This is a genomic window from Bacteriovorax sp. BAL6_X (assembly GCF_000443995.1).
Taxonomy (GTDB): Bacteria; Bdellovibrionota; Bacteriovoracia; order Bacteriovoracales; family Bacteriovoracaceae; genus Halobacteriovorax_A.
Genome location: NZ_AUMC01000006.1, coordinates 228,917 through 242,276 on the forward strand (window position 1 = coordinate 228,917; position 13,360 = coordinate 242,276).

A 13,360-nucleotide genomic window follows, 5' to 3' on the forward strand; every position below is an offset into this window, starting at 1 on the left:
TAATTACATTCTAAAGACACCAAACTTAGTCTCTTCAATAGGTGCTTGCTTACTTGCCTTTAGAGCTGCTCCTAAGATGTCACGAGTCTTGTGTGGCTCGATCACACCATCATCCCACAGTCTAGCTGTTGAGTAATATGCACTACCTTCATTTTCGTACTTATCTAAGATTGGTTGCTTAAACTTCGCTTCTTCCTCTGTACTCATTGGTTTTTCACCTTTGGCCTTAAGTCCATCTTGGCGAACAGTAGCAAGAACTCCAGCAGCTTGCTCTCCACCCATTACTGAGATACGAGCATTTGGCCACATCCATAAGAAACGTGGTGAATAAGCACGTCCACACATACCGTAGTTCCCAGCTCCAAATGATCCACCGATTACAACAGTAAATTTAGGAACATTAACCGTTGATACGGCCGTAACCATTTTAGCACCGTGCTTTGCAATCCCTTCTGCTTCATATTTTGAACCAACCATGAAGCCTGTAATATTTTGTAGAAAAACGAGTGGAATATTTCTTTGACCACATAACTGAATAAAGTGAGAGCCTTTAATTGCAGATTCAGAAAATAGAATACCGTTGTTAGCAACAATCCCTACTCTTTCACCACAAATCTTTGCGAAACCACAAACTAGAGTTGGCCCATACTTTTCTTTAAACTCATGAAAACGTGAACCATCAACAAGACAAGCGATGATTTCACGAATATCAAATGGCTTCTTAGTGTCACGAGGAAGGATACCGTAGATATCTTCAGCGTCATACTTAGGCATTTCAAAATTAAAATCTTCTTCATTTTGCACGAAGTTTGTATTTTCAACGATTGATCTCGTAATAGCTAGAGCATCTTCTTCATCTTCTGCAAAATGATCAGCTACACCTGATTCACTTGTGTGAACCTTTGCCCCACCTAGAGTTTGAGCATCAACTTCTTCTCCTGTCGCCGCTTTTACTAACGGTGGCCCACCTAAGAAGATCGTTCCATTATCTTTTACGATAATTGATTCATCTGCCATTGCAGGAACATATGCCCCACCAGCAGTACATGAACCAAGAACAACTGCAATTTGTGGAATCCCTTGAGCAGACATTTGTGCTTGATTGAAAAAGATTCTCCCAAAGTGTTCTTTATCTGGAAATACTTCATCTTGCATTGGTAGGAAAGCACCTCCAGAGTCAACAAGATAAATACAAGGTAGTCGATTTTCTCGTGCCACTTCTTGCGCTCTTAAGTGCTTCTTAACAGTCATTGGAAAATAAGTTCCACCTTTAACTGTGGCGTCATTTGCAACAAACATACACCAGACACCGTGAACTTTACCGATACCTGTTACGATACCAGCACTTGGAATATCCATGCCGTACATACCATTAGCAGCTAATGAAGATAATTCAATAAATGGAGATCCTGCATCGAGGATCTTATCGATACGCTCGCGTGGAAGTAGCTTTCCACGAGAATGGTGACGAGAAACAGATTTTTCCCCTCCCCCCAGATGAGCATGTTTAACTTTGTTTCTTAATTCTTCTACATTTGAAAAATGAAAATTGAAATTTTCTCTAAAGTCGTCACTAGAGCGATCAACTTTAGAAACGATAGGTAGCGTCCCTGAAATAGTCATAGAAATTGCCTCAAACTTTTGTAATAAACTGTGCAATTCTATCTATTTATAAGGGATTTTGACAAGGCAAGGCACGTTATAACGCGCCTCACATCTGCTTATTCTAAGAAATTATTCCGATATCTCTGCTGCATCGAGAAATTGGGAGTAGATACTATCCTCAGAACTTACTTCTGAAGGTTCAGAAGCTATTGATCGCCCTGCATTATTCAGGTTTTTAATTTGATCGATTTCTAACTGTGGTCCCTCTAATTCTGGAACTATTGCAACTTCATATAACGCATCTTTAGATTGCGACAGTATTACATTCCCATTGTCATCGTGGCCAATGAAGTATGTTTGGCCGTCAGCTAGAATAACACGTGTACTACCTTGAGAGATAGCGTCAGCAACAAGTTTACGATCTTGCTTACCAATTCGATTATCTGAAACAGATAAAACATCTGATCTTGTACTACTAGACAGGCTCAATCCAGATGTCATCTCGGCAGGGCCAAGTGAACTTACGATCGCGGCCGCCCCAGAAGAAGACCCAGTACTCATACTACTAATACCACGACTCCCGACAGTACCAGTAGATGCGACGGCCCTTGCCTGCGATTGAAAATTTGAAGGCCCTGCATAACTAGAAGCATTCATTCCATTATTAGTAGAATTTTCATTAATTGGCTGCTCACTAGCAGGATGTCTTTCTCTTTTCTTTGTACTTTCTTCATTAACAGCAAGTGCATTTTTTGCAACATTTGCTAGTTGTTCTTTAAGTGCTCGAAGTTGTTTTCTAAGCTCTTGCGCTTCAGTATCATCATTAGTATTTGAAGCAAGTTGGTTTTCAATTTTATCTACTTGATTTTCAATATTTCGATCTACTCTTTCATCTTTTGTTGAAACGACATTGGAAACCGATTGACTAGTGCTATTATTAACTTGAGCTTCAGGAATAGTCGTAATCGTGCTCTGCGCTTCTACCGACGAACTCCTTGAATTATCACTATACTTCTTATTAAGATACTCTGCTGTTTGAGCGAAAGCATTATTATCTAAACCTTCTTGTGAATTATGTTCAAAGCTAGTGTGTCTCTTTCCACTATTAAATGTATTAGCAACTCCACTTTTCTCATAAGACTCTCTTAATGATGCTATTTGTTGCCCATGTCTACCACGAACTTCATCAAATACAGAAGCAGGATCATCGCTTGTACCAAAGCTCCCATAACCACCTGCAACAGCTTGAGAAATTTCACCATTATCAATTGAAGAACAATAGTATTCTGCAACTTCAATATCATTTCCTCCAAATATCTCATTCGCTTCGGTAAACTCAACTGCTGAAATATTTTTCATAACATCATCAAGTTTAGAGGGATCACAAGTGTACTCAAGCTCACGAATTCTGTTATCACATTCCGTAATAACCTCTTCTTTCAATTCTTTAATATGCTTTCTTAAAGAATCGTATATGAAATTCTTAGTCTCAATATTATTATTTTTAATTTCTTTTAATGCCTTACTAACCTGTTCGAAGTCGTTTGCATCACGAACCATTGTCTTCATAAACTTTGATCCAAATAATGAAACGTATTGTATAAGGAATTGGTTCTCTTCTTCCGCTGTAAACACCTGATCTGCATAGTCTAGACGTCCATCCTTACCATTCGTTTGGTAATAGAGTGATCGACTTAGCTTATCTGTATTTTTAATTTCTTTTTCTCTAAAGCTGTAAAATTCACGACTAAAATTTTCATGATTATATATATATGTCTTTAAATTATTCATATATTCTCTGGAGTAGCCATTGCCAGAAATTCGTTGTTCATTAAAATCAATAATAAAAAGATCAATGAATTTATTTTTCTTACTTCGCTTCTTCTTAGCTAAAGAAAGATTTTCAGAAGCAATTTTGTCATCAAAGTAGCCCGCAATTTCCAAATTTGACTTATCAAAGATATCTTCTAAGCGTTGCCTTGCTTTACTTTCATTATCCATAGAGACAAGTGTCTCAAAATCAAAACCAAATTTACTATCAATTGCTTCACTCACCTCAGGACCTAAGCATGACTGTATCCTTTGACTAATTTTATCAATATCACTCTTAGAACATGTAAATCGATCTAAGTTTTTATCTTTAATAGTTAAATATTTTCGATATTTTTCTAATCGACCGGCATTATCCTTTATAAGGTCAAATAGGTTATAAAGGCGATTTGCCACAATCGCCGAGTGAAACTTGTTCTTAAAAGCACCATACGTGCTATTTATATTTGGACTTTTTTGTTCAACAGTCATTGAAACATTGTTAATACAATTACAATACTGTTTAAAATCAATCTTCTCCTTTGCTCCTTGCTGAAGATCAATATTATATAGAGTATCTCGGCATGCATTACCATAACGAGACATACTTATTTCCATCTTACTGACTTGTTCAATCTGCCCACTTGTCGGAGTTATTGTTTTACGACTTCCACTACAATCAATATTTATAATACTATTCTCAATACCGACAAAAGGATCACCAGAACCTAAAATTCTACTCATTCTAATTTCTTGAAATGTATCTTCGTTCTCTGCAACTTGTTGTAGTAGATATGAACCAGCATCAGCGGCACCGGTATTTACTTCACTTAACATAAGCAGATTTTCCTGTATAGGTGCAATAGAGCTACCTCCACCAGCAGCTCCAAGTACTCCAACAGCTTGTGTAACACTTTGTAGAGTAAATAATGTTGTTGTAATAAAAAATTTAAATTGTTTCATTTTTTGTCCCGAGTACCGATCCAAAATATCTATCGGTGGCATTAAGAATTCTCTTAAGTGACCAAAATTTATTGTCCAGCTTAATCTCTTCCATTAATTATGAAGCTAATAAACATATTCACTAATAGCTTTCTCATTGCTTTAGATAGTAAGTTGTCAAACCTATTGAATTCACGTTTATACTTATTTAAAAACAAATAAAATATTCTTAATCAACAAAATTCTCCTACGCCAATAATAGTCGTCAATTCAACACTTTTATTTTTTATAAAAATTGTAAAATGAAAATAAAAAGGCCAGCATATGCTGGCCTTTTATAAGAAATATTAATGAAATTTTAATTAATCGCTAATTTCAGCTGCATCTAAAAACTTTGAATAAATACTATCTTCTCTTGGTTCTTTTACATCTTCTTCTTCCGAAGCAATCTCTCGCTTAACACCATCTTCGGCCTTCGGACTAGGTAATTGAGGACCTTCTTGTTCAGGTCCCGGTACACTTGCTAAAACTTCTTCAGCAGTTTCAGAGAGAATAACATTACCTTCTTCATCATGACCAATATAGTAAATACGGCCATCTGCTAGTACAACGCTATTGCTCCCTTCAGCAATTGCCTTAGCAACTAAACGTTGATCACTTTTTGCAATATTATCTCCGGCCACAGCTCCAGAAGATGCCCTAGAAGATGGGCCACCAGAAGTAAGTCCTAGCCCACCTGTTGCACCAAGCCGACTGAGACCACTAACCCCTGCCCCGACAGAAGAAGTACTTCCAGTACTACCGACACTTGAGTTAGTTGGAATACTTGAACCACTCGTTGACTGTTGGATAGCTCTTGGATTGTTTGTAGAGTTAACATCACGACGTCCCCCACCAAAGCCACTACTTCCAGAGAAATTAGATGCCGCTCTATTTCTTTGTATAGCAGCATTCTTTTGTCTATCGAGTTCATCAGTAGGATCACTATTTTCATTCTTTGACGTAATAGCAGAGTTAAGCTCAGCAATTTGTGCCTTTAACGCGGCCAACTCTGCTTTTAGTTCCGCGCTCTGACTGGCCTCATCGGTTGATACCGCTGTTGAATTTTGACTCTCTTCAATTTCTTTTGCAACGGCCATAGCTTCATCCTCTACTTTTGACCTCACATCTTCAAGTGACTTTACAGAAGTGGACGGGTTTTGAATCATCGTTTGCAGAGAGTTGCTATCAATCACATTAGAGTTTGTGAAATTCGAATTTGCAGCCGAAGAGCTAGTGTTATTGTAACTTTCTAGAAATTGTGCAGCTTCATCAAAATTATAATCACTCGAGCTTGTATCGTTTGCAACAGTGCCTTCATTACCATTGTTAATTATATCACCAGCATTACTACTCCTTTCAGAGAATCCTCCAATTGAGTGTCCTAGGCTTTCGTCAACTTCTCTTCTTGTTTTTGAAGCAAGTTTATTTGATGGATCGTATGCACTTCTAATTTCATCCATACCTTTTTGTGATTCTAGAGCATAGTTTTTAACTACAACTTCAGAATCTTTAAAAAGTCCTTTATTTAATGCCGAACAATATTTTCTCGCATTAATCGACCTATCATCTAAACCATCATTCACTTCGTTTATCGCGATGAACTCTTCTGTTGAAAGTGACGACATAACTTCTTCAGCATTACTTTCGTTACAAGACTCTTCCAACAACATTATTTGCTCTTTACAACTCGCTCTTAGTTCCTGTTCGTGCTGGCCTTTTATAACATTATAGATATCGCCCATAGCTTTTACACCTTCATCAGACTCTGTCTCAAGCTCATTGAACGCCTTTGAAATGTCAGCATATGACGCTTTAGATGAACCGTCTAAAAGACGTGGTAGAGTTTTTGAAAATATTGCAGTTGCAAATTGGAGAAAGAGCATATCTTCTTGAACTAAAGAAAGACTTTGCTTTTCTAAACTCATTTGACTTGCGAAAGACGACTTATTGTTTTCACTTTCTTTCGCCTTTAAAACAGAATCCATATAATCAAGTTCTTTTTTTCTGAAATCTTCGTAAGCACCACGCATTATTCGATCATTGTATATATACCCACTTAACTTATTAATATACTCACGAGTAAAACCAAGTGGCCCCTGACTATGTTTTTCATATCCAAGAACAAAAATTTCAGTAAACTCTTTTACTTTTTGTTCCTCGCTCACACTTTGACCATAAGGTTGCGTATTACTATCTTTCATTTTTGAAAAGATTTGTGCCATACGGTCTTTAGAACGTCCTAACTTTCCAGATGGCCCCATTGAGATTAAATTTGATAAAAAGCTTGAAGTATCTTTAGAATTATCAAGTCCTAGTTTTTTATCAATTGCACTTGCAGCACTTCCACCAAAACAACCTTTCAACTTTTCACTTATAACAGCAATGTTCTTTCTTGAGCAACTATACTCATCGACAACTTCTTTACTCTCATCAAATAAATCAAATCGATCTTTCGACCTCTTTAGAAAATCTTCAAAATTCTTCATACGATGTGCAACAAGTTTTCCATATAGGTTGTCAGCAAAATCATTAAGGAGATCATCGCTTTCTAATTGTTTTTCAACATCATCTTCGTAACTAAATTCACTAGTGCAGCTACAAAACTTTTTAGTATCAATGAGTGGCAAAATATTATAACCATCATCGACGAGAGTAAGATACTCATCTGAACAACCATTAATTCGAGTACCTAAATCAAAGATAACACCTTCAAGAAAACGAGAGTTTCCGCTAAAATTCCCGATAGTCGGATTACATTCTGTATAACCCTGATCAAAATCAAAATTTATATTACTCCAATTTGAATTAAACAACGATTGCGATGCACCACTATCTACATACTTACTCACATCCACTCTTGAAGACTTAGGGTTCGTAAAATTTAAATAACTTTCATCCGTTGCGCTAAAGTCAGACATTAGTGTAGGAACTTCACTCATATAGGCCGTTGCCAAAAAGTTTGAATCATAAGACATAGGAGTAACTTTACTAACTAAGCTATCAGAGTTTAAGAAGAATTGAAGACGCTTACGACGAAGTGACTGTTCTATCGAAACACTTTTTTCAGCTTGTCCAATTGCTTGTTCTACAAGCTGTAAATGAACTTCGTCATCTAGAGTACTTCCATCGAGTACTTGTGTTGTTTCTCCTGCAGGTATCACTGCTGCCTGGCCATTAGAACCATTCAAGATTCCAATTCCTTCATTGGCCATAACAGAGTTAAGAGTAAACATTAGGATAATCGATGATTTAACAACTTTCATTTCTTCCTCACATAGATTAATCTTCTTAATTTATCGGTTAATAAGTTTTATTTCTTTACTCAACCGACAATAAAGTTGACCATTCCCCTCTCATATTTTTACTTGAGAAAGAGTGTGAGTGAATGATTTTAATAAAATAGACGCAAGATAATATTTCAAACTATATTAAGTAGTTAATATCAAAGGGTAATTTTCAATTGTAAAATTACTAATCACTAAAGTTTAGGCAAATAATTATGCCAATAAATTTTGCTTTTTAGCAAAGTCCAGGCCCAAACATACTTAACTTATCTAAGTGAGAGTCGATCGTAGCATATGCATACTTATGTAATCTTTCAGGTAAATCAGGGTAAATTGATTGAAAGATTTCTTCGCGACTCTTACCTTCTTCTAGAAAGGCGCGGATTTGATTTTCTCTTTCAATTCTATGATCCAATGTATGCTTAATCTTATTAGTCCCCCCAAGACAAATGCCATGTGAAGGCATCACAACTTGTGGATCAAGATTGATTACATGGTTTAGAGACTGAAAATATTCTCTCATATTAGAACCACGGCCACCAATTGTAACAGTTCCAATTGTTTGAATAAGATCAGATACGATCATCCATGAGCCGTCAGCACGAAGCAGTGAGCTCTGGCCAAAAGCATGCCCACCTGTTGTGACAAGCTTCACATCATGGCCACATGACTTTGTGACAATATCGCCGTCTTTATAAAACTTTACATCGTGGCCTTCAAAGTAATCCTGTCCAAAGTCTTCAAGAAGATGCTCATAAGTACCTTTAGACATGGAAAAAGGAAGGCTTAATTTTTTTGCCAACTCACGACTAAATTCATGATGATCAGGATGATGATGTGTTAAAAATATTTCACTTAGTTGATGTTCTTTTAGGCCATAGATGAGCTTTTCCAATTCTTTTTCATTCTTAGGTGAAGGATCGATAACAATCTTCTTTCCATTGTCATCTCCAATAACAAAACAATTTGTACGATTTGCAGGAGGAAAAGTATGAGACAATGGCATATACTGACGTAGGCCAAATAAAGGCTCAATCATGGGAACTTGCTTGTCACTATCATATTTTAAATTAGCATCAAGGAAGTCGACAGAATTAATATCTCGATCAAGATCCTTTAAAATCGTAATCATAGGAGGAACAACTAAGAGATGACCTTTCTTATATTCAGTAAAGGCCTCGTGGCAATTCATCCACGTTGCCTTGGCAATCTCGCCTTCATCGAAATGAAAAGCTATTTCATCAAGGGCCCTTTTATCTTTTATAAAAACCTTGTAGTAGTAATTTTCAAAACGATGTGGATTGAAGTCAGGAGTTACAGCAAGAGCATACTGACTAACATTTTTAATATGTCCCGATTTTATCAGCTCATCTATATTTATATAAAGTTCTTCTTGTATCTCTCTTTTAAGAGCGAAAAGAAGGTAGTTATCACCACCATTGACAACATCCTCCTCATCTACTTTTCCTCCAGGAAAAGAAGAGTAGCCAGGAAACGCTCTAAGGTAATTTTGTCTCTTCATGATAAGGACTTGGTCCTCACAGATAAATATTGCTGAAACTGATTGCTTCAATTGATCTCCAACTCTTTAAATACTCTTTGTGCATTAGTGTAGCGAACTTCTCTATAACCTTTAATATTATCGAGAAGCTTAAGTGCATGGTACTGGTTATTTTTGACCTCAATTTTCTGAATGCCATTAAATAAGAAATTTCTTACTTTAGAGCTAATCTCTCTTTCCTTCTCGTGCCACGCAGGAAGAAGTGAGCGCAGTAATCTAAAGTGCCTCATAATTTTTAACTGCCAATCTTTGGGAGAGATATCAAATTCAACTTTTTTTCCAAAAATATCAAATGAAGGTCGATTAATTCTCTCTTTTGTATATGACTTACCTAGGAAGCTATAAATACCTTCTTCCATTTGTTTTAAAAATGGGGAAAGCATTAAATGCGCAACCATAACTTCATCTTTAACGATAAAGGTCTTAGCAAGAACACGTGTGGCCAGTACTCGGTTATCCTCGTTAACAATGGTTCCAATAGCTCTGGCACCCGAGATAAACTCAGTCGTCTCTTTGCCACGATTGAAGATATATTGATCATGAATTAACTGAATTAAATCCTTGCGTCCCATCCAATTGATATCAACAATGGCCTGATCGAGATGCTCTCTAAATTTATTTAGTATATAATTTGAATTATGCCATGGTAGTAGTGATGCCTTAATAGACTCGATTGCTAAATCAAGTGGGTCCTTACTTTTGATAACAAGATTCTTATACTTAGTTTCAAAGGCTTCAGTTCCAAGAGAGGCCATTTCACGCCCAAGTTTGAAAGAAGCGATATTATTTTCAACTTCTGCTGGCTTCATTGATTTTTTTAGTGCACCAAGAAGGTCTTCTTCACCAAAAGGGACAAGGCCTAATTGAAACGCGTAACCAAGAATCATACTTGAAGCATAAACGGCCTTTCCAAAGAAGAGGTCACACCACTTCTTAAGTGGCACAAGAATAATTCGATCGTCACCCTTACTTCTAACTTTTTCGATTAGCTTTGCTCTTGTTAAGCTCTCTTCACTCTCCCCTTTATCAAGTAAAATCGAAAGAGGCACTTGATATGAATCATCAAAAATTGCCACAGCATTCTCAGTCTTTAAGAATCCAAGTTGACCGATACCATCTAAAAGGTCGGGACTTAAGAGAACATCAGACCCTCCACGTGGAGTAACTGCTCCCATTGACTTGTCTTTGTGACAAATTGACATGTGACCAGTTACGTTTCCATTTCTTTGAGCAAGTCCTTTTTGATCCATAAATTTAAAATCAAGATCATTACGGCCGGCCATTTCAACACATGCGTTTGCAATAATTTTTGAAATCGTTGTAATCCCTGAACCACCAACTCCTGTGACAACCATTCGCCAAGTATCGCCACTAGCAATGGCATCAAATGTCTTCTTTGTTTCAAATTCTTTAAGATCATATGTTAAGTGAGAAAGGTCACTGTCGCGATACATTGTCGGGTGATATCCCTTAACAACGACTTTTTCAAAACTAGGGCAGGCCTTCATTTTTGTACAATAACTATCGGCTACACAAATTGTAGGATCGATGGCCATTTTAGTTCCATAAGCATCCATCACCTGAGTTAAACCAGGACAGCCAGTTTCTTCAATACAAACACGGCAGTCTTCACAAGCAGAAGTATTAATTTGATAGAAAGTTTTCTCACCTAGAGTTCCTTTCTGCTTGATCTGAGTTCTCTCTTTAGCTCTCACTTTTGCTTGGTATGTAAGTGAGCACTCCTTATTTGAAATAATAACCTTAACACCTTTTTGCACGACAAATTCGCGCATAAGGTTTTGATAAAAATAGCGATCAGAAGGGTTAACCTCTTTAGCTACTTTAACACCAAGGTTTTGCACGATATTTAACATATCCTGCTTTGGTCTCTTACTTCCCTCAACGTTAACTTGCGAAGCAGGAGTCATCTGGTGACCAGTCATGGCAGTATTATCATTATCTAATAAAATATAAGTAATATCGTGATCAGCTTGTACTGAGTTTGAAATATCAGTTAAACCAGAGTGGAAGAAAGTTGAATCTCCCATAAGAACAACTGAAGGGTTCTTTGTAAAAAGATCCATCCCAGCACCTAGCGCACCACCTTGTCCCATTGCAGATAAGTTATGCATCTCTCCAAACGGAGGTAGAAATGAAAGAGAGTAACAACCAACATCACCGTGAGTGATGAGGTCAATATCTTGGGCCTTTAGCCAACGACGAAGATCTTTTAAAAGAGAAAGTGTTTCACGGTGCGGACACCCTGGACAAAAAGTCGGAAGTCTTTTTGGAAGTATCTCTCCGAAATTTCTTTCTTCGAATGCCAAAGATTTACATTGGCCAATTTCAAGATAGTCTTTCAGTGCTTCAAGCTTTTCACTGATGATTTCATAACTAAGCCCACCAAATGCAGGGAATCCTTCTGTATCTTTAAAGTCTTTACCGACAATATCAAGAGTCAGGCCATGCTTTTGGCAAAGAGAGCGAATTTCTCCTTCAAGAAAGCCTCTCTTTTCTTCAACCACAACAAGTTTCTTTAGGCCTTTTAAGTATGGAACTAAAAAGTCATCAACTAGTGGGAATGAAGAAGCTACTTTATAAAGAGAGAAGTGATCAAGATACTCACCTTCTTCTAAGCACTGCTTAAGTGTTTCAAAAATAACTCCACTAGAGATAAAGCCAATATCTGCACTAGATTTTCCAAAAACTTGATCAAGGGCCATCTCTTTTAGTACGCTTTGTAACTTAGGGAAACGTTCCTTGATCATGCTAACATCGGCCAAGAGTGAATTTGGTGGAACCATAACATTCTTCTGCAAATCAAAAGTTGAAGGATCAATATCAATCAAGCCTGCTTCAACTGGAGCTTCATCAAAGCACTCAACGCGGCCACCACCTTCAGCTAAGAACGTCGTTAGAAGTAAACCTTGATAGAGACTTGTTTTCGATGAAATCTCTTTTGCTTTTGCAATCCAATCTTTTAGCTCTTTTGGATTTGATGGTTCCAAAAAAGACATATGAAGATGTTTAAAAAGGTACCTTGAGTCTGCTGCCGTCGAAGTAGACATTGACCAAGGATCATCACCAACACAAATAACAGTTGCTGGGTAAACTTCCTTTCCATCGATGAATTGTGGTCGTGCAGGATTGGCAAAATTACCAACAGATAAAGCATCACTTGCTACATGCAGTCCCATAGACTTCATCGCCACAATACAATCACGTCCCGCTTGTTTTACTCCACTTGCCATTGCAGCAGCATTGGCCTCAGAGTTAGCAATAACAACACGGATACCTTTATCGTGAAATTCTTTTTTCTTCTTATATAAGATATTAAAATAATCTGCTAACGGTGAACCTGGATAACCAGTGTAAAGATTAAAACCAGCTTCAAGAGCACCTTGAATGATTAACTCATTCCCATTGAGAATTCTATATTGACTCATAATTCCTCTAAATTTAATTGAGGAGCAAGTATAGAATTAATATCATGTTTTTTGACGAACCAAAGCGTCATTACTCAATTGTAAACACTATTTTTTTAGTATACGTGCTTTCTATCTTCTGTGGCCTGAATTTCCACAGCCTGGCCACACTTAGAACAGCTTCATTAAATGCTGTATAATCAGCTGACTTTAGGATCTTGGCGTCGATAACCTTACCGTCAACACCTACTACAAGAGAGATTGTAACAGAGCCCCCTATGGCAGACCTTCTGGCAGAACGCGGATAAATCGGCGCTTCAAAGTGTACGATTTGATTATCAAAGGTATTATTTGTCACAACCTGTTGCTGCTCAGATTTAACAGACTTCTTTTTGGCCTGAACACTTTTGCGGGACTTTTGTTCAAGCTTCTTTTCTTTTATCTCTTCTTCATCCTTCTTACTAATAGCGTGTGCCTTAATTTGAATATCAATACCAATTCGCTCGCGTCTCATTTGCTGCTCACCCTTTCGAATATTTGAAAAGAAGATAACGGCATGAGTCACTAGACTTAGTGCAAAAAAGAAAAACCATAAACGATGCTTCATGCACATATCATAATGCAACTTGCTCCATTTGGGAAAAATCGTTAGTATCTTCCATACTCTATTCAAACAGCAAAATTTAAAGAAG

At 37.1% G+C, this 13,360-nt stretch carries 6 protein-coding genes; all 6 read right to left on the minus strand.

Annotated features, from left to right (window positions below; all coding sequences use genetic code 11):
* Nucleotides 1-3 precede the first annotated feature (3 nt).
* Nucleotides 4-1,623 (minus strand): carboxyl transferase domain-containing protein, encoded by a 1,620-nt coding sequence (locus tag M902_RS05415; protein ID WP_021266790.1) that lies wholly within the window; start codon nt 1,621-1,623, stop codon nt 4-6.
* A 111-nt stretch (nt 1,624-1,734) separates the two neighbouring features.
* Nucleotides 1,735-4,377, minus strand: coding sequence for a hypothetical protein (locus tag M902_RS05420; RefSeq protein WP_021266722.1), 2,643 nt, complete (start codon nt 4,375-4,377; stop codon nt 1,735-1,737).
* Nucleotides 4,378-4,718: 341 nt separating this feature from the next.
* Complete coding sequence (locus M902_RS05425; protein ID WP_021266969.1) at nt 4,719-7,661, minus strand: FlxA-like family protein; 2,943 nt, start codon at nt 7,659-7,661, stop codon at nt 4,719-4,721.
* A 256-nt stretch (nt 7,662-7,917) separates the two neighbouring features.
* Nucleotides 7,918-9,255: an MBL fold metallo-hydrolase gene (locus M902_RS05430; RefSeq protein WP_040314172.1), complete on the minus strand. Its 1,338-nt coding sequence runs from the start codon at nt 9,253-9,255 to the stop codon at nt 7,918-7,920.
* Nucleotides 9,252-12,689: a thiamine pyrophosphate-dependent enzyme gene (locus tag M902_RS05435; RefSeq protein ID WP_021267121.1), complete on the minus strand. Its 3,438-nt coding sequence runs from the start codon at nt 12,687-12,689 to the stop codon at nt 9,252-9,254. The genes M902_RS05430 and M902_RS05435 overlap by 4 nt, the downstream gene beginning before the upstream one ends.
* Before the next feature lie 70 nt (nt 12,690-12,759).
* The gene (locus M902_RS05440) at nt 12,760-13,275 is read right to left on the minus strand and encodes an energy transducer TonB (protein WP_021267048.1); all 516 of its coding nucleotides are present in this window, start codon (nt 13,273-13,275) and stop codon (nt 12,760-12,762) included.
* Nucleotides 13,276-13,360 lie beyond the last annotated feature (85 nt).